Raw genomic sequence first — 17398 nt, 5'->3', positions numbered from 1 at the left:
ATAGTGCATTCCCTTCTCCTTGCCACCGCCTTGCGAGCCACCGGCCGGAACCGTTAATCTGGCCTATCTTTCTGTTTTCCGAGCACAATTGACGTCATGACCGCGCCTATCGCCATCATCATGGGAAGCCAGTCGGACTGGGAGACGATGCGGCATGCCGCCGACACGCTCGCAGCGCTCGGCGTTGCCGCCGAGACCCGCATCGTTTCGGCACACCGCACCCCCGACCGGCTGTTTGCATTCGCCAAGGGCGCCAAGGCCGCGGGCTACAAGGTCATCATCGCCGGCGCGGGGGGCGCTGCGCATCTGCCCGGCATGGCGGCGGCGCTGACGGAACTGCCCGTGCTCGGCGTTCCCGTCGAATCGAGGACGCTGAAGGGCATCGATTCGCTCTATTCGATCGTGCAGATGCCTGCGGGAATCCCGGTCGGCACCCTCGCCATCGGCAAGGCCGGCGCGATCAACGCGGCGTTGCTTGCGGCTTCAGTGCTCGCATTGTCCGACCCGGCCCTGTCCGATCGCCTTGTCGCCTGGCGCAAGGCGCAGACCGAGGCGGTTGCCGAGCGCCCGGAGGACAAGGCGTGACTGACGCAAAGCAGGTGACGCTGAAGCCCGGCGACACCATCGGAATCCTCGGCGGCGGACAATTGGGGCGGATGCTGGCCATGGCTGCGGCGCGGCTCGGCCTGCGCTGCCAGGTCTTCTCGCCCGACCCGGACTCGCCCGCCTTCGACGTCGTGCTGAACGCGACCTGCGCCGAATATGCCGACGTCGAAGCACTCGAGCTGTTCGCCAACGACGTCGACGTCATCACCTACGAATTCGAGAACGTGCCGTCTGCCGCCGCGATGGTGCTGGACGCGCGCCGCCCGGTGTTGCCCAACCGCAAGATCCTCGAGACCACCCAGGACCGGCTCGCCGAGAAGGATTTTGTCACAAGGCTCGGCATCGGCACGGCCGCTTACGCCGATGTCACCTCGGTGGCTTCGTTGCGTGAGGCCATCGTCAGGATCGGCCTTCCGGCCGTGCTCAAGACCCGCCGCTTCGGCTATGACGGCAAGGGCCAGGCCATCATCCGCGAGGGCGACGACATCGCCAAGGTGTGGACCAGCCTCGCCACCAAATCGGCGATCCTGGAAGCCTTCATTCCGTACGAGCGCGAGATTTCCGTGATCGCGGCGCGCTCGGCCACGGGCCAGGTCGAATGTTTCGACGTCACCGAGAACGAGCACCGCGACCACATTCTGAAGATATCCCGCGCGCCCGCGCCGATCCCGGATGCGCTGGCCGAGGAGGCCCGCAGCATCGCCGGCAAGATCGCCAGCGCGCTCGACTATGTCGGCGTGCTCGCTGTCGAGATGTTCGTGCTCGCCAACGGCACCGGGCCGAAGGTGCTGGTCAACGAAATCGCCCCGCGCGTGCACAATTCGGGGCACTGGACCCTCGACGGCGCGTCGGTCTCGCAATTCGAGCAGCACATCCGCGCCATTGCCGGCTGGCCGCTCGGCAAGCCCGTGCGCCACGGCGAAATCGTCACCATGACCAATCTGATCGGCGACGAGATCAACGATTACGAGAAGTGGCTGACCGTCCCGGGCGCGACCGTGCACATCTACGGCAAGGGCACCCCGCGCCCCGGCCGCAAGATGGGCCACGTCACCGAAGTCAGACCGGCGAAGGACAAGTAGCGGGACCGCGGCGCATGCTGCGATCCCGCCTTTCGATCAGGCCGTCTTCGCGCCCGCGACGACGCCTGAGGGCTCCTCGCTGAGCCAGCGATAGATCACCCCGCCCAGCGCGCCGCCGATCAGCGGTGCGACCCAGAACATCCAGAGCTGCGACAGCGCCCAGCCGCCGACGAACAGCGCGGGCCCCGTGCTGCGCGCCGGGTTCACCGAGGTGTTGGTGACGGGGATGCTGACGAGATGGATCATCACCAGCGCGAGCCCGATCGCGAGCGGGGCAAAGCCCGCAGGCGCGCGGCCATGGGTGGCGCCCATGATGATGAACAGGAACATCATGGTCATCACCACCTCGGTGACGAAGCAGGCGACCATGCTGTACTGGCCGGGCGAATGCGCATCATAGCCGTTCGAGGCAAAGCCCTTGGTGACGTCGAAACCGGGCGCGCCGCTGGCGATCACATAGAGCAACTGGGCGGCGACGATCGCGCCGCAGACCTGCGCGATCACGTAAGGCAGGATCTGTCCTGCCGGGAAGCGCCCGCCGGCGGCAAGCCCGACGGTGACGGCCGGGTTGAGGTGGCAGCCCGAGATGTGCCCAATCGCGTAGGCCATCGTGACGACGCTCAAGCCGAACGCCAGGGACACGCCGACCAGGCCGATCCCGACCTGCGGGAAGCCGGCCGCGATCACCGCGCTGCCGCAGCCTGCGAATGTGAGCCAGAATGTGCCGATCGCCTCGGCAGCGTATTTCTTCATATCCATGTGGCGTCTCCCCTGATTCCTGGATTTCCGGAACAAAGCTCCGGGAACTGCCCCGACCTTGGCGCTAAACCACCCAAATCAGGGCCGTCCAGAGGTATTTTCGCCGCATTTAATGGCTGAACTTGGCCCGAAAACCTGCTTGGCAGGTGGACATCGCGGGTTTTGTCTGATACATCCGCGCCCTCAAGGTTAAGGGCTTGCGCGTTTCGCCATCCCCTTTGACTTACCAGAATTCAAATCCGATCCACTGAAGAGGATGCCGCGTGCAGGTTCTCGTTCGCGATAACAATGTCGACCAAGCCCTCAAGGCGCTGAAGAAGAAGATGCAGCGCGAAGGCATTTTCCGCGAGATGAAGCTCCGCGGTCACTACGAAAAGCCCTCCGAGAAGAAGGCCCGTGAAAAGGCAGAAGCCGTGCGCCGTGCGCGCAAGCTGGCCCGCAAGAAGCTGCAGCGTGAAGGTCTGCTGCCGATGAAGCCGAAGCCGGTGTTCGGCGCCGGTCCCGGCGGTGATCGTGGCGGCCGCGGCGGCCCGGGCGCAGGTCCGCGCGGACCGCGCTGATCTTGCCTCTCTGCAAGACTTGAGTTTTCGATAACGCGGGCCCTTGGCCCGCGTTATTGTTTTGTGAGCGGTGCCTTCTCTGGGACGGGGCACTACCGATGCGGCACCAGCGCGAGCGAACCGTAGATGGCCTCCCCTTTCCCCGAGCGCGGCTTGGCGCGGCTGCGCCCGATCTGGCGACAGCCGCTCGCGCTCGGTTTGATGGGGATCGTGCTGTGCAGCTGCTCCTTCGACCTGGGCTCCCTGATGCCGGAGAAGGAGAAGCCGCAGGAGGCGCCCAAGGCGGCCGCCGCTCCCTCTGACAGTGCCGTCAGTGCCGCGAGTGTCAGCGAGGCCCAGGCGCACACCGCAAAAGGCCAGGCCCTGGCGAAGTCGGGGGAGACGGCCGGCGCGCTGGACGAGTTCAACCGGGCCGTCGCACTCGATCCCTACAATGCGCAGGCGCTCTATGGCCGCGCCCTGATCTACCAGGGCAACAACGAGCACAACTTCGCCATCGCCGATTTCAGCGCCGCCAACGGGCTCAATCCGCAGAAGGTCGAGCCGCTGCTCGGCCGCGCCACCAGCTATCTCGCCCTCGGCAAGATCAAGGAAGCGGCAGCCGATCTCGATGAGGCCTCCGAGGCCGATCCACACAATGCACTGGTGTGGACCGCGCGGGGGCAGGCCTATGAGCGGCTGGGTGACAAGGCCAAGGCGGCGGCGTCCTACAACAAGGCGGTCGCGCTGCGTCCACGCGACGATGCCGCCCGCAGCGGCCTCGCCCGCGTCGGCGGCTGACGGCGCAGCAGCTACCAGTCTTAATCGGGGGTGGAGTTCTTCGGCAGGACCGAGTGGAACATCGACTTCATGCCCGACAGCATCTCGTCGGCCACGTTGGTCTTCTTCGGCCGCGGCATGGCGCCACCGGCATCGGCACGCAGATCGAGCGGCGGTGCGATCATCGGGACCGGAATGTCTGCCGGCGGCGTCATCCGGTTCGGATCGTCGTTGCCGACCGAGGCCGTGTAGGACGGCGACGAACCATTATTGCCATAGGCCTCGGTTGAAGGCGTCGACACCGTGATCGGCGGCGGCAACGGACGCACCGTGGCCGGATCCGTGCTGATGACGCGCGGCGCCTCCGGGGCGCGGGCGGCCTCCCGGACGGCAGGCTCCGGCGATCGCTCGGCCGATTTGGTCTCGGAAGATCTGGCCTCGGCGGCCTTGCCCTCAGGCGACTTGCGCAGGCGCTCGATGGCGGCGCGCGCGAGGTCGTTGGCGTCGGGGGTCGCAGTCGGGGAAGCCGGCGCCGAATTGGCCTCGACCACCGGAGCGGTGGCTGCCGGGGGCGCCTTGGCGGCGGCCTTCTCACGCGCCGCCGGGCGGCCGTGCGAAGTGGTCTCGGCGGGCGCAACGTCCGCAGCCTTGGTGTCCGCAGCCTTGGTGTCCGCAGCCTTGGTGTCCGCAGCCTTGGTGTCCGCAGCCTTGGCCTCGGACTTGTCGGCGGGTTTCTCGACCGCCGCCTTCTCGGTCACGTTCTTCTCTGAGACACCCTTGGCCTTGACGCCGGGTGCGGGGAGGTTGGCGGTATCCGCCGGCTTGGCGTCCTTGCCGGCCTCGGCAGGCGCCACCACGGCCGCGGGGGCATCGGCCGCCGGCTTGGCGTTGATGTAGTGGTTAACGATGTACGCCCCGATGATCGTCGCGAGCACCGAGGGGAAAATATCCATCGAGATTTTAGCGAAGTATTTCAGCATTTCTCGGCCACTCCCCGCGCGATCAGATGCGGGAACTTTGGGGCATTGTAAGGGATCAACTGCGACGGATCGATGGCAAAGGGTAACCGGCTCGCCTTACGGCTTCAGCTCGATCTCAAGGAACACGATCTCGGTTGAGGTTTCGTTAAGTACGTCATGTTGGACCCCGGCCTTGCGGAAATAGGATTTTCCAGCCGCCAGCTGCGCCTTGGAACGCTCGCCGCCGGGCGCCACGATGGTCATCTCGCCGGCGACGACGGGAACAATGACATAGTCCATGCCGTGGGTGTGGTGCCCGGTCGCGCTGCCCGGGGCGAGCCGCCATTCGGTCACCCGGACCTCTTCGTTGTCGATCTGGACCTCGGATCTGGCGGCAAGCATCGGAATCTCTCCTGGGGGGAATCGTGCCTCAGGGCACGAAAACCATGAACACGTAGACGGCAAATACCACCATATGGACCAGCCCGAACAGGACGTTCGTCCTGCCCGTGCCGAAAGTCAGCATGCTCAACAAGAATGTCAGGAACAATAGTGCCGTGTTCTGGGGATTGAGGCCCAGCACGAGCGGCTGGTCGAGCGCGTAGGTGGCGAGCCCGACCGCCGGAATGGTCAGGCCGATGGTTGCGAGCGAGGAACCGAGCGCCAGATTGATGCTCTTCTGGAGATCGTTCTTTCGGGCCGCGGCGATCGCGGAGACCCCCTCCGGCATCAGGATCAGGAGGGCGACCAGCAGGCCCGCGAACGCCGGGGGAGCGCCGATCTGGACTGCGACAGCATCGACCACCAGCGAGAACTTCTTGGCGAGGAGAACAACGGCGAGCAGTGAGACCAGCAGCAGCGCGACGCTGAGCGCCAGCATCCTCCCCGACAGGTGCGCCTCCCCGCCCTCGCCGTCCGCCCGGTCGTGGACGAAGTAATCCTTGTGCAGGACGATCTGGGTGTAGAGGAATACGCCGTAGAGCACGATCGTCACGAGATCGACGAAGCCGAGCTGGAGTGTCGAATACATCGGGCCCGGCGTCGTCAGCGTGTAGTTGGGCATAATCAGCGTGATGGTTGCCATTGCCATCAGCACGCTGAGGTAGACGTTGGCGCCCGAGACCTGAAAACCCTGCTCGCGGTAGCGCATGCCGCCGATGAAGACGCAGAGGCCGACGAGGCCGTTGCAGACGATCATCACGACCGCGAACACGGTGTCGCGCGCGAGCTCCGGCGCCGGCTTGTCGCCCAGCATGATCGTGGTGATCAGCGCGACCTCGATGATGGTCACCGCCAGTGTGAGCAGCAGCGTGCCGTAGGGCTCGCCGATGCGCTCCGCGATCACCTCGGAGTGATGGACGGCCGCGAACACGGTGCCGAACAGGATCACAAGGAGCACGATCGCGAACAGGCCGCCGCTGGCCGACAGGGTGAAGCCGTAGCCGGTCGCGGTCACGATCAGGAACAGCAGCACCGCCAGAGCGGGGAAGATCCATGACGACCGCGGCATCGGTCCGTGTGCGCTCATGCAGGCGATTCCTTCAAGTGACAGACCGATTATGCGCGAGAAGATCGCGCCCGTCAGCCCTCAGGAGCCGTTGATGAACTGCCGCGCCGTCTCGGCGATGCCAAAGTTGCCGAGATCGTCGTGCCCGCCGCCGGGGATCCGAACGAACTGCTTCGGCTCGTGCGCCAGCGCAAACAGCTGCTCGCCGAATGCAATCGGGATGGTCTGGTCCCGTGCACCGTGGACGATCAGGAGCGGTGCCGTGACGCGAGCGATGCGCTCATCCGAGTGGAAGGGGTCGCGGATCAGGAGCCGGACCGGAGCGAACCAGAAATGCGCGGCGGCGACGTCGGCGATCGACGTATAGGGCGCCTCGAGGATCAGCTTTCCGACCGGGTGCCCGGACGCGATCGCAACCGCAACGCCGGTGCCGAGCGAGAAGCCCCACGCAACGATCCGCTGGGGATCATAGCGTGCCGTCGCGAATGAATAGGCGGCCGCGCCATCCCGCAGCAGGCCGTCTTCGCTCGGCGCACCGCTGGAGCCCGCATAGCCGCGATAGGACAGCGCGACGAGGCCGGTGCCGTCGGCCGTGATGTCCCTGAAGCGGCCAGCGAGGCCCGCGAGAGAATCGCCATTGCCATGGAAGAACAGGATGACGGCACGACCGGACTGTGGCGGAACGTGCCAGACGATGACCTTCTCGCCGTCCGACGTGGTCAGGACGTGCTCCTCGGCTTGTGGAAATCCTGCGGCAGCAGGCGCGGTGCGCTGGGCCGTCGGAATCGGAAACAGCATGTCGCGCTGCTTCACATAGAGCAGGAGGAGACCGGCGAGATAGCCGGACGCAAGAACGATGGCGATCCATTTCAGGAATGTCATCGCTGCGTCGCCGCTCCGGAATTCAGCCGCACGCCGCCGCGTGGCGGCGTGCCATCCGATGCGCCTCGCCTTACATCGCCTTGACGATGTTCTCGGTGACCTTCTTGGCGTCGCCGAGCAGCATCATGGTGTTGTCGCGATAGAACAGCGGATTGTCGATACCGGCATAGCCCGAGGCGAGCGAGCGCTTGATGAACATCACGGTGCCGGCCTTCCAGACCTGGAGGACGGGCATGCCGTAGATCGGCGAGGTCTTGTCCTCTTCGGCCGCCGGGTTGGTGACGTCGTTGGCGCCGATCACGAAGGCGATGTCGGCCTGCGCGAATTCGGAGTTGATGTCCTCGAGCTCGAACACCTCGTCATAAGGGACGTTGGCTTCGGCGAGCAGCACGTTCATGTGGCCGGGCATGCGGCCCGCGACCGGATGAATGGCGTACTTCACCTCGACGCCTTCCTTCTTCAGGATGTCGCCCATTTCGCGCAGCGCGTGCTGGGCCTGCGCCACCGCCATGCCGTAGCCGGGCACGATGATGACCTTCTGCGCGTTCTTCATGATGAACGCGGCGTCGTCGGCCGAGCCGAGCTTGGCGGGCTTCTGCTCACCGCCGCCACCGCCGGCCGCCGCGGTCTCGCCGCCAAAGCCGCCGAGGATGACCGAGATGAAGGACCGGTTCATCGCGTGGCACATGATGTAGGACAGGATCGCACCCGACGAGCCGACCAGCGCGCCGGTGATGATCAGCGCGGAATTGCCCAGCGTGAAGCCGATGCCCGCGGCGGCCCAGCCCGAGTAGGAGTTCAGCATCGAGATCACGACCGGCATGTCGGCGCCGCCGATCGGGATGATCATGAGCACGCCGAGCGCCAGCGCGAGGATGACGATCATCCAGAAGTCGAACGCGCTGCCGCTCAGCACGAGGCCGACGATGAACACGACCAGCAGGACAGCGAGGACGATGTTGATGGCGTGGCGGAACGGCAGGATGATCGGCGCGCCGCTCATGCGCGCGGACAGCTTCAGGAACGCGATCACCGAGCCGGTGAAGGTCAGCGCGCCGATGGCGACGCCGAGCGACATCTCGACCAGGCTCTGCGGATGGATGTTGCCGGGGGTGCCGATATCGAAGGCCTCGGGCGCGTAGAACGCGCCGGCGGCGACCAGCACCGCGGCCATGCCGACGAGCGAGTGGAAGGCGGCGACCAGTTCCGGCATCGAGGTCATCGGCACGCGGCGGGCGATCACCGCACCGATGCCGCCGCCGATCGCGACGGCGAGGATGACCAGCACCCAGGCCACACCGTCCGCCGGCGGATGGCTCGCGAGCGTGGTCGCGACCGCGATCGCCATGCCGATCATGCCGAACAGATTGCCCTGGCGCGACGAAGCCGGGCTCGACAGCCCGCGCAGCGACAGGATGAACAGCACTCCCGCCACGAGATACAAAAATGCAGAGAGGTTGGCGCTCATCTCAGGTCCCCATTATCCCATCAGCCCGAGGTGGCCGCTTACTTCGACTTCTTCTTGTACATCGCCAGCATGCGCTGGGTGACAAGGAAGCCGCCAAAGATGTTCACGCAGGCGAAGATCAGCGCGACGAAGCCGAAACCGCGCGCCCAGCCGGAGCCGCTCGAGACGTTGGCGACGCCAACCGCGAGCAGCGCGCCGACCACGATCACCGAGGAGATCGCGTTGGTCACGCTCATCAGCGGCGTGTGCAGCGCCGGCGTCACCGACCACACCACGAAATAGCCAACGAAGACGGCGAGGACGAAGATCGACAGCCGGAAGATGAAGGGGTCGACGACCTGTGCAGCATGCTCCATGGCGGCTCTCCTTAAACCTTCGGCTGGAAGTTCGGGTGGATCACGGCGCCGTCCTTGGTCAGGGCGGTGGCCTTGACGAGCTCGTCGTCCCAGTTCACGGCGAGCTTCTTCTCCTTCTTGTCGACCATGGTCTCGATGAAGGAGAACAGATTGCGTGCGTAGAGGCTGGAGGCCGAGGCCGCGACGCGGCCGGCGACGTTGGTGTAGCCGACGATCTTGATGCCATCGAGGTCGACGACCTCGCCGGCCCTGGCGCCCTCGACATTGCCGCCGCGCTCGACGGCGAGATCGACCAGCACCGACCCCGGCTTCATCGACTTGACCATCTCGCCCGAGACGAGTTTCGGCGCGGGCCGGCCCGGAATCAGCGCGGTCGTGATCACGATGTCCTGCTTCTTGATGTGCTCGGCGGTGAGCGCGGCCTGCTTGGCCTGGTATTCCTTGGACATTTCCTTGGCGTAGCCGCCGGCGGTCTGCGCGTTCTTGAACTCCTCGTCCTCGACCGCGAGGAACTTCGCACCGAGCGATTCCACCTGCTCCTTGGTCGCGGGCCGCACGTCGGTCGCGGTGACGACGGCGCCGAGACGGCGCGCGGTCGCGATCGCCTGGAGGCCGGCAACGCCGACGCCCATCACGAACACCTTTGCGGCGGGCACGGTGCCGGCCGCGGTCATCATCATCGGGAAGGCGCGGCCGAAGGCCTCGGCACCCTCGATCACGGCGCGGTAGCCGGCAAGGTTCGCCTGCGAGGACAGCACGTCCATCACCTGCGCACGGGTGATGCGGGGCATCAATTCCATCGCGAAGGCGGAGACGCCGGCATCGGCGATCGTCTTCAGCGCAGCCTCGTTGCCGTAGGGGTCCATGATGGCGATGACGAGCGCACCGCGCTTGTACTGCGCGAGCTCGGAGGCTTCGGGGCGCTTCACCTTGATGATGATGTCGGCGTCCTTCAGCGCATCGGCGCTGACGGTGGCGCCCACGGCGGTGAATTCGGAATCCGGCAGGCCCGACTTGAGGCCGGCGCCCGGCTCGACCGCGATCTCGGCGCCCAACGCCTTGAACTTCTTCACCGTATCGGGCGAAGCGGCGACACGCGGCTCCGACGGATCGATTTCCTTGGCAACGGCGATCTTCATAGGTCCTCCGGCGGCGCGGGACAGCGCGCGCGCAAACTTAAGCGTTACTCCCGCGGCGTTCGATACCGGTTTTGTGACCGGCTTGGATGCAAATATTCTGGGCAGCAGCTGCCGCTGACGTGTGCAGCTGCCGATAGGTCAGGTCAGGAAGATCGCCATCAGAATCACGATGAGCGCGACCGAGGCCGTGCCGTACTTCACCAGCTTGATGAAGCCCTCATAGGTCTGCTCGTGGGCAACGTAGTCGTTGCCGTCTGCGGTGGTGTACGCCACTTCGCTATGGTCAGCCATGTATTGTCCCCAGTCGAAAGTCTAAATCTTGGGCTGGGATACCGCAAACCTTCGGGCAGGGCAACGGCAGGGATGCTGGGTTTTCCCGCAAATCAGCCGATTTGGAATTCCGATTGCCGGGATACCGCCGCTCAGCCCTGATCGATCGTCGCTGCTGTCGCGCTCGCGGCCTGCCGCTGACGTACCGGAAGACCGAGCGCCTCTCGCACCGCGTCGATCGCCGGCTCGCCCGCTTCGGTGAATCGGGCCATATGCGGATCGACACCGCACCCGACTGCGACCGGATTGTCACCGGACAGGAAGCCGTGAGCCATGTGGAAGCCCAGTGCGCGGTAGACCTCGAACTGCTCTTCCGAGAAGAACTGGTCGCCCGTGGTCTCGTGCGGGAAGCGGTCGTTTCGCCGCGCGTAGTCCCGGATGTAGTCGTTCTCGTCGCCATTGAGCGACGATTTGACATAGACGAGGTAACCCTGCTCGTCGCCGCCATAGTCGATGGTGCCGATTGCGACGTGGACGAGGTCCCGCGCAGTCTCGTCATGTTCGTCGGCCGCGCCGGGATCGCCCGCCTTGTCGGCATTGCGCGCCATCAGCGCACGCGTGCGCTCGCGAATCGGCGTCCATGGCAGGTCGATCCGGACGCCGAGATCGATGCGGGCGTAACGCTGCAACGTCATCAGGGAACCGAAATTCATCGGCGCATCGGCTTCCGCATCGACCGCGATGATCACCTTGCAGCGACGGCGCAACAGCTCGTAGACGCCGAGATTCTCGATATGGCCGCCGTCCGTGAGATAGACGCTGTCGCTGTTCTCGTACAGGCGCCCCGAGATCTCCGACCAGAAATAGAGCGGCGTGGAGCGGCGCTGCGGCCGTACGCGCTCGTCGACGTAACGCGGGTTCTTCAGCCAATAGCCAAGCCGGACGTTGAGCAGCGCCAGCGTGGGCGTCAGCGCCTTGATCGAGCTCGACCCCATGTTCGAGGAGGCCGCAGCTCCGGAGATCGCCATTGCGGTGGCGAGGTCGAGACTCTGCTCGTCGTCCTGCACCAACGCCGTGGGCGCATAGCCCGTCGCCTCGCTGCCGACGTTCAGGGCGGAGAACACGAAGAAGTCCGCGTTGCGCCCGCGCCGGTTGGCAAAGTCGGAGCCTTGAATGTTCAGCGCCGTATTGATGAGCTGATAGGGCGCGTGCAGTTTCGGCGTCGCCGGCTGCCCTGGAATCCGGGCCATCGCGGCCGGAGCCGCGTAGAGATCGGTCAGCTTCATGCGATCGAGCGCCTTGAAATCGCGCCCCTGGTCGAGACTGGCTTCGGCGGGCGCGACGCGCCCGTCGGCCGAACGCGTCGGATCGAACAGGAAGGCCTTGCTCAGGCGATCGCGATAGAGCCGATGCAACGAGTTCGCATTCGGCGTCAGGCAGAACGAGATGGCGAACAGCACGACGCCGGCGAACGTGTACAGGATCACCATGTGAAGACTGTAGGAGTAGCCAAGTTCCGACGCCTTGCCCTGGAAAAGGTCGGGAAAGCGGGCCTGAACCACATGTCCCGCCTTCTGGGCCAGAAATTCGAGCCACGCGGGAGCATGCCAGGTCGGCGTCAGCCGCTCGGCATCGGCCACGACCGGCGGCGCGGCCGTCGGCATGATCTCGGCTGACAGGGTTCCCTTGCCGGCATCGAATTGCAGCCTGCCTGCCAGGTTGCCGGACGGAGCGTTCGACTTGGCGCTGGCCAGGCACTCTCTTTGCGAGATCGCGCCCAGGGTCGACGGGCACCTCTCGAACAGATCGTTGGCGATGCCCCAATACGACAGATAGAGGTATGCGACCCAGATGACGAGCGGAAGCGCAAGGCCAGCGATCCATAGCGCGACCTTGGCGACGACCGCGAGCACCAGCGAACCCCATTGCGAGGAAGCGCTGTTGCCCTTCAACAATTCCACGAATTGCTGCCTGAACGCGGTGACGAAGACACCGATAGGCGCAGCCACCGCCGCGAGCGACTTGATCCAGGTGATCGCAACCGCAGCCGCCGGTCCACCGATCGCGCTGCTCTCGGCGACATCGAACATCTGCCCCAGCATGAAGGGCTGAAACTCGAAGAACGCAATCACCGCCAGCAGCACCAGGAAGGTCGCGCCCATGCTCGGCCAATGCGAACGGAATTCCTGCCGCTTTCCGGGACTTGCGAGCGACTGCTTGAGGGCCCAGCCGAAGAACAGAAAGCCCCCGATGATCGCGATCGCCAGGGACAGCGCAAGATGCTGGACCTTGAGAAACCGCGCGAAGTCGCACGCCACGCCCAGCAACAACGCAATCCCGCCAATGTAGGCGAACACGACGCTGGGACCGCTGCCGCGGACGGAGCGGGAGGCGAGATAGGCCAGCCCACTGCAAAGGAACATCACCAGCGCGATCGCCAGGCCGAAGGTGCTGAAACCGTAACGGTCGATGTCGCTGAAATCGTGCAGCTCGCACAACGTCCTGTTGTTGAGACTGACGCCGAAGATGTTCGCATCCGTCAGGCAGCTCCGCAGCGGCGTCGACCAGATGGTGACGGCGGCAAGCAGCAGCACGATGGGCAACGTCAACCCGATATTGGCGACCAGTCCCCGCACGACGATTGCGACGCCGGTCAGAAGATCGCGGGCACCGGCAGGGATCAGATAGTTGGAATAGTTGCGCAGATGTCCGACCGACGGCGTATCGCTGATCTCGGCGGCCGTGACGCTTCCGCCGGCGGGCCTTTCGCCGAAGACAAAGCGCCGTGCCGTCGTCATGGTGGCACTGAGAGAGGTGCCGATATAGCCGCCGCCCGACACCGTGGAGAGATAGTCGATCCGGCCGATCAAATTGTGGTGGTTCAGTGCCTGGAGCACACCGAGGCAAACGGCCGACGAGCGAATGCCACCGCCGGACAACGCAAGCCCGACGACGTCGAGCAACTGGCAGGGTTGCAGGCCATCGGCATCGAGGCGCCGTTCCGGCTCGCGCCGCGTGTTGATCGCCTCGATTTCATCGCGGACGATCTGATGGTGCTTCTCGCACCAGGGCGTTTCCTGATCGACGGCGGCAGCATTTCTCGCCATCGGGGCCGGCGCGGCGGGGCTTTGATCGAGCATGGGTGCCTCCCCAGGCAGAAACCGATCAATCCACAATCAATGATAGAAAATCATTTCCCGAGTATCTGTTGAGTTAGTCTTGCGGGCTGCGCGAACGTTCAATCCCACGTAGCAGGACGCCGGCCTCCGCCGCGAAGGTCGCCCGGCGCGCAGCAATGGAACTCGCGGCCGCAAATGCTTGCGGCACCCGCATTCCGCGCACCGGCAAGGAACTCGCGCTTCGCCTCAGCCCATCGCCTCGAGCTCGTCGATCATCCCGGCGATGACCGAGAGGCCGCCGTCCCAGAACTTGGGATCCTTGGCATCGAGCCCGAACGGCCGCAGCAGCTCGGAATAATGCTTGGTGCCGCCGGCGGCGAGCATGTCGAGATAGCGCTCGGCAAACCCCTCGGCCGCGTTCTCGTAGACGGCATAGAGCGAGTTCACGAGGCAATCGCCGAAGGCATAGGCGTAGACATAGAACGGCGAGTGGATGAAGTGCGGGATGTACATCCAGTAGTTCTCGTAGCCCGCCTTGATCTCGATCGCCGGCCCCAGGCTCTCGCCCTGCACCGACAGCCAGATTTCGCCGAGCCGCGTCGCGGTGAGCTCGCCGTTCTTGCGCTCGGTATGGACCGCGCGCTCGAACGAATAGAACGCGATCTGCCGCACCACGGTGTTGATCATGTCCTCGACCTTGCCGGCGAGCAGCGCCTGGCGCTGCTTGGCGCTCTTGGTCTGCGCCAGCAGCCGCCGGAAAGTCAGCATCTCGCCGAACACGCTCGCGGTCTCCGCCAGCGTCAGCGGCGTGGGCGCCATCAGCGCGCCGTTCTTGGCCGCCAGCACCTGGTGCACGCCATGGCCGAGCTCGTGCGCGAGCGTCATCACGTCGCGCGGCTTGCCCTGGTAGTTCATCAACACATAAGGGTGCGCCGACGGCGTGGTCGGATGCGAGAAGGCGCCCGGCGCCTTGCCTGGACGCACCGGCGCGTCGATCCAGCGGTCGGTGAAGAAGCGCTCGGCGATATCGGCCATCTCAGGCGAGAAGCCGCGATAGGCCGTCAGCACCATGCTGCGCGCGTCGGGCCAGCCGATGACGTCGGTCGCGGCGAACGGCAGCGGCGCGTTGCGGTCCCAATAGGCCAGCCGCTTCTTGCCGAACCATTTCGCCTTCAACGCATAATAGCGATGCGACAGCTTCGGATAGGCCGCACGCACCGAGGCGACCAGCGCATCCACGACCTCGCGTTCGACCCGGTTGTTGAGATGGCGGGAATCCGCGACATCCTGAAAGCCGCGCCAGCGGTCGGAGATGTCCTTGTCCTTGGCGAGCGTGTTGGTGATCAGCGCGAAGGTGCGCTCATTGGCCTTGAAGGTTTTCGCCAGCGCCTCGGCGGCGCTCTTGCGCTTGGCGCCGTCGCGGTCCTGCAACAGATTGAGCGTCGGCTCGATCGCGAGCTCCTTAGGCCCGACCTTGAAGCGCAGGCCCGAGATGGTCTGGTCGAACAGCCGGTTGAAGGCGGAATAGCCGGTCTGCGACTTCTCCAGGAAGAGCTGCTCGAGCTTGTCGTCGAGCTGATACGGCTTCTCCTTGCGCAGATCCTCGATCCAGGGACGGTAATGCGCGAGCTCGGCGGCTCGCATCGCGCGGTTCAAGATATCGTCATCGACGCGGTTGAGCTCGAGCGCGAAGAACAGCAGATGCGTGGACGCCGCCGTCAGGCGCTCCGAGACATCGCCGTAAAACTTTGAAATCGCAGGGTCCACGCTGTCGCCGGCATGGACCAGGCCGGCATAGGAGCCGAGACGTCCGGCGAGATCGTCGATCGCCTCATAGCGTCGCACGGCGCCGGCGAGCCATTTTCCGCCATCTTCATTTGCTGTCCCTGTCGCGAGCTTGCCCTTGTAGTCCGTCTCGAACGCGACGCAATCGGCATCCATCTTTTCGAGATCGCGTGCCACTTCCGGCGCATCGATCCCGGAATAGAGATCGGCGAGGTTCCACTCCGGAAGCTTGCCGGTCTTGCTCGCAGGCTTCGCGATCGAAGGCTTGGCGACCGAAGGCTTGGCGATCGAACGTTTGGCGGATGCAGGCTTGGAGGATTTGGCCTTGGCGGCGGATGTCTTGGTGCTCAGCTTGCGGAGAGCGGGCTTGCTGGAAGCGGGCTTCTTGGGTGCAGACGTTTTGAGAGCGGACTTCTTGAGAGCGGACTTCTTGAGAGCGGGCTTGGAGCGCGAAATCATTGTGTGGGAAACCTGTGTTCAACAAGCGCGACGGCGGGCGGGGGCATCAAGGTTTAAGAGTGCGTTAATCGGCTTCGGCCAGAGTGCCCCGATTCGAGACAGATAGTAGTAGCGTGCGGGGAACACCATGGCTGCCTGTATTTTGATCGCCGACGACGACGCTGTAGCCCGCCGGCTGGTCGAGAACATGGTGCAGAAATGCGGCTATGAAACGGTCGTCGTGGACTCCGGCGACGCTGCGATCGCCGCCCTCACCGCCCCCGATGCACCGGCGGTCGACGGCGTCATCCTCGATCTCGTGATGCCCGGCCTCGACGGCATGGGCGTGTTGGCGAAAATCCGCGAGGCTGGCCTCGGCGTCCCCGTCATCGTGCAGACCGCCCATGGCGGCATCGACAACGTGATCTCGGCGATGCGCGCGGGCGCGGCCGATTTCGTCGTCAAGCCGGTCGGCCTGGAGCGGCTTCAGGTCTCGTTGCGCAACGCGCTCAATGCCTCCGCGCTCAAGGGCGAATTGCAGCGCATCCGTCACAGCCGCGAGGGCCGGCTGACATTCTCCGACATCATCACCCGCGCCGAGGCGATGGCCGGCGTGATGCGCGCCGCGCAGAAGGCCGCGGGTTCGTCGATCCCTGTGTTGATCGAGGGCGAGTCCGGCGTCGGCAAGGAGATGTTCGCGCGCGCCATCCATGGCAGCGGCGAGCGCAAGGCCAAGCCGTTCGTCGCGGTCAATTGCGGTGCGATCCCCGACAACCTCGTCGAGTCCATCCTGTTCGGTCACGAGAAGGGCGCCTTCACCGGCGCCACCGAACGCCACACCGGCAAGTTCGTCGAGGCCCATGGCGGCACGCTGTTCCTGGACGAGGTCAGCGAGCTGCCGCTGACCGCGCAGGTCAAGCTGCTGCGCGCGCTCCAGGAAGGTGCGGTCGAGGCGGTCGGCGGCCGCAAGCCCGTGAAGGTCGATGTCCGGATCGTCTCGGCAACCAACCGCAAGCTGCTGGAGCGGGTGAAGCAGGGACACTTCCGGGAAGACCTGTTCTATCGCCTCCACGTGCTGCCGCTGACGATCCCGTCGCTGCGCGCCCGTCGCGAGGACATCCCGCATCTGCTCCGGCATTTCCTGGCGCGCTTCGCCGCCGAGGAGAACCGCCCCATCACCGGGATCAGCGGCGAGGCCGTGGCGCATCTCACCCAGCTCGACTGGCCCGGCAACATCCGCCAGCTCGAAAACGCGGTCTACCGCGCCGTGGTGATGAGCGACGGCGACCGGCTTGACCTTGCCGACTTCCCCCTGCTCACCTCGCAGCTGCCTGCCGAGACCGACATCCCGACCGCCCCGCTGATGCTGGAGCCGATGGCCGCGCCCTCGGTGGTATCGGGTGGTGAAATACCGATCGCGCCGCTGCCCCAGGCGGGTACCCTGTCCATGCTGACCTCCACCGGCGACGTCCGCCCGCTGGAGGACATGGAGAACGAGATCATCCGTTTCGCGATCTCGCATTATCGGGGCCAGATGTCCGAAGTCGCCCGCCGCCTCAAAATCGGCCGGTCCACCCTCTACCGCAAACTCGACGAAGCCGGGGTTCCCGGACATGGCGGAAAAAGCGGTGAGGAGACGCACTGAGCCTCATGCGAACGGAGGTTCGCGTGGCGCTGCGATGAGGCCGCAAGCCCTTCGCATTACGGCA

General features: G+C 65.2%; 16 protein-coding genes. 5 read left to right on the top strand and 11 right to left on the bottom strand.

Annotated elements, in window-relative coordinates:
* The first annotated feature begins 96 nt into the window (after positions 1–96).
* Both purE and NLM15_RS06375 read left to right on the top strand, forming a co-directional pair.
* Positions 97–585, top strand: coding sequence for a 5-(carboxyamino)imidazole ribonucleotide mutase (gene purE, locus NLM15_RS06380; RefSeq protein ID WP_254116183.1), 489 nt, complete (start codon positions 97–99; stop codon positions 583–585).
* Positions 582–1688 (top strand): 5-(carboxyamino)imidazole ribonucleotide synthase, encoded by a 1107-nt coding sequence (locus tag NLM15_RS06375; RefSeq protein ID WP_254116182.1) that lies wholly within the window; start codon positions 582–584, stop codon positions 1686–1688. Before purE ends, NLM15_RS06375 begins: the two co-directional genes overlap by 4 nt.
* A gap of 36 nt (positions 1689–1724) precedes the next feature.
* Here the strand turns inward: NLM15_RS06375 and aqpZ are convergent, their stop codons facing one another.
* Positions 1725–2447, bottom strand: coding sequence for an aquaporin Z (aqpZ, locus tag NLM15_RS06370; RefSeq protein WP_254116181.1), 723 nt, complete (start codon positions 2445–2447; stop codon positions 1725–1727).
* Between the two features lie 263 nt (positions 2448–2710).
* Here aqpZ and rpsU point away from each other — a divergent pair, with 263 nt between their 5' ends.
* Both rpsU and NLM15_RS06360 read left to right on the top strand, forming a co-directional pair.
* Positions 2711–3007: a 30S ribosomal protein S21 gene (gene rpsU, locus NLM15_RS06365; RefSeq protein ID WP_008546194.1), complete on the top strand. Its 297-nt coding sequence runs from the start codon at positions 2711–2713 to the stop codon at positions 3005–3007.
* Positions 3008–3133: 126 nt separating this feature from the next.
* Entirely contained in the window at positions 3134–3787 is a 654-nt protein-coding gene (locus tag NLM15_RS06360; RefSeq protein ID WP_254116180.1) for a tetratricopeptide repeat protein, read from the top strand.
* 20 nt (positions 3788–3807) lie between these two features.
* On the opposite strand, the gene NLM15_RS06355 is transcribed toward NLM15_RS06360, so the two are convergent.
* The 10 genes from NLM15_RS06355 to NLM15_RS06310 all read right to left on the bottom strand — a co-directional run bounded on the left by NLM15_RS06355 (position 3808) and on the right by NLM15_RS06310 (position 15710).
* The gene (locus NLM15_RS06355; RefSeq protein ID WP_254116179.1) at positions 3808–4746 is read right to left on the bottom strand and encodes a hypothetical protein; all 939 of its coding nucleotides are present in this window, start codon (positions 4744–4746) and stop codon (positions 3808–3810) included.
* A gap of 96 nt (positions 4747–4842) precedes the next feature.
* Positions 4843–5127: a cupin domain-containing protein gene (locus NLM15_RS06350; RefSeq protein ID WP_092186856.1), complete on the bottom strand. Its 285-nt coding sequence runs from the start codon at positions 5125–5127 to the stop codon at positions 4843–4845.
* Between the two features lie 28 nt (positions 5128–5155).
* Positions 5156–6253 (bottom strand): calcium:proton antiporter, encoded by a 1098-nt coding sequence (locus NLM15_RS06345; protein WP_254116178.1) that lies wholly within the window; start codon positions 6251–6253, stop codon positions 5156–5158.
* A gap of 60 nt (positions 6254–6313) precedes the next feature.
* Positions 6314–7114, bottom strand: coding sequence for an alpha/beta hydrolase (locus tag NLM15_RS06340; RefSeq protein ID WP_254116177.1), 801 nt, complete (start codon positions 7112–7114; stop codon positions 6314–6316).
* A 70-nt stretch (positions 7115–7184) separates the two neighbouring features.
* Complete coding sequence (locus NLM15_RS06335) at positions 7185–8582, bottom strand: NAD(P)(+) transhydrogenase (Re/Si-specific) subunit beta (protein WP_254116176.1); 1398 nt, start codon at positions 8580–8582, stop codon at positions 7185–7187.
* A gap of 38 nt (positions 8583–8620) precedes the next feature.
* A complete protein-coding gene (locus NLM15_RS06330) occupies positions 8621–8938 on the bottom strand; it encodes a proton-translocating transhydrogenase family protein (protein WP_212248738.1) in 318 nt (105 codons plus the stop codon).
* A gap of 11 nt (positions 8939–8949) precedes the next feature.
* Positions 8950–10077: a Re/Si-specific NAD(P)(+) transhydrogenase subunit alpha gene (locus tag NLM15_RS06325; RefSeq protein WP_254116175.1), complete on the bottom strand. Its 1128-nt coding sequence runs from the start codon at positions 10075–10077 to the stop codon at positions 8950–8952.
* A gap of 138 nt (positions 10078–10215) precedes the next feature.
* Positions 10216–10368, bottom strand: coding sequence for an aa3-type cytochrome c oxidase subunit IV (locus NLM15_RS06320; protein ID WP_008136857.1), 153 nt, complete (start codon positions 10366–10368; stop codon positions 10216–10218).
* A gap of 131 nt (positions 10369–10499) precedes the next feature.
* Positions 10500–13487, bottom strand: coding sequence for a cell division protein (locus NLM15_RS06315; protein WP_254116174.1), 2988 nt, complete (start codon positions 13485–13487; stop codon positions 10500–10502).
* A 225-nt stretch (positions 13488–13712) separates the two neighbouring features.
* On the bottom strand, positions 13713–15710 hold the full coding sequence (locus NLM15_RS06310) for a M3 family oligoendopeptidase (RefSeq protein WP_254116173.1): 1998 nt from the start codon (positions 15708–15710) through the stop codon (positions 13713–13715).
* A 127-nt stretch (positions 15711–15837) separates the two neighbouring features.
* Between NLM15_RS06310 and NLM15_RS06305 the strand changes: the two genes are divergently transcribed.
* Positions 15838–17334, top strand: coding sequence for a sigma-54 dependent transcriptional regulator (locus tag NLM15_RS06305; protein WP_254116172.1), 1497 nt, complete (start codon positions 15838–15840; stop codon positions 17332–17334).
* Positions 17335–17398 lie beyond the last annotated feature (64 nt).

The organism is Bradyrhizobium sp. CCGB20, assembly GCF_024199855.1.
Taxonomy (GTDB): domain Bacteria; phylum Pseudomonadota; class Alphaproteobacteria; order Rhizobiales; family Xanthobacteraceae; genus Bradyrhizobium.
This window is presented reverse-complemented; position numbering and strand designations above follow the sequence as displayed.

What these genes read in the sequence shown, in the direction of transcription:
- purE (WP_254116183.1), top strand. Translation starts at nt 97, where the DNA reads ATGACCGCGCCTATCGCCATCATCATGGGAAGCCAGTCGGACTGGGAG.
- aqpZ (WP_254116181.1), bottom strand. Translation starts at nt 2,447, where the DNA reads ATGGATATGAAGAAATACGCTGCCGAGGCGATCGGCACATTCTGGCTC.
- NLM15_RS06360 (WP_254116180.1), top strand. Translation starts at nt 3,134, where the DNA reads ATGGCCTCCCCTTTCCCCGAGCGCGGCTTGGCGCGGCTGCGCCCGATC.
- NLM15_RS06355 (WP_254116179.1), bottom strand. Translation starts at nt 4,746, where the DNA reads ATGCTGAAATACTTCGCTAAAATCTCGATGGATATTTTCCCCTCGGTG.
- NLM15_RS06350 (WP_092186856.1), bottom strand. Translation starts at nt 5,127, where the DNA reads ATGCTTGCCGCCAGATCCGAGGTCCAGATCGACAACGAAGAGGTCCGG.
- NLM15_RS06345 (WP_254116178.1), bottom strand. Translation starts at nt 6,253, where the DNA reads ATGAGCGCACACGGACCGATGCCGCGGTCGTCATGGATCTTCCCCGCT.
- NLM15_RS06340 (WP_254116177.1), bottom strand. Translation starts at nt 7,114, where the DNA reads ATGACATTCCTGAAATGGATCGCCATCGTTCTTGCGTCCGGCTATCTC.
- NLM15_RS06335 (WP_254116176.1), bottom strand. Translation starts at nt 8,582, where the DNA reads ATGAGCGCCAACCTCTCTGCATTTTTGTATCTCGTGGCGGGAGTGCTG.
- NLM15_RS06330 (WP_212248738.1), bottom strand. Translation starts at nt 8,938, where the DNA reads ATGGAGCATGCTGCACAGGTCGTCGACCCCTTCATCTTCCGGCTGTCG.
- NLM15_RS06325 (WP_254116175.1), bottom strand. Translation starts at nt 10,077, where the DNA reads ATGAAGATCGCCGTTGCCAAGGAAATCGATCCGTCGGAGCCGCGTGTC.
- NLM15_RS06320 (WP_008136857.1), bottom strand. Translation starts at nt 10,368, where the DNA reads ATGGCTGACCATAGCGAAGTGGCGTACACCACCGCAGACGGCAACGAC.
- NLM15_RS06315 (WP_254116174.1), bottom strand. Translation starts at nt 13,487, where the DNA reads ATGCTCGATCAAAGCCCCGCCGCGCCGGCCCCGATGGCGAGAAATGCT.
- NLM15_RS06310 (WP_254116173.1), bottom strand. Translation starts at nt 15,710, where the DNA reads ATGATTTCGCGCTCCAAGCCCGCTCTCAAGAAGTCCGCTCTCAAGAAG.
- NLM15_RS06305 (WP_254116172.1), top strand. Translation starts at nt 15,838, where the DNA reads ATGGCTGCCTGTATTTTGATCGCCGACGACGACGCTGTAGCCCGCCGG.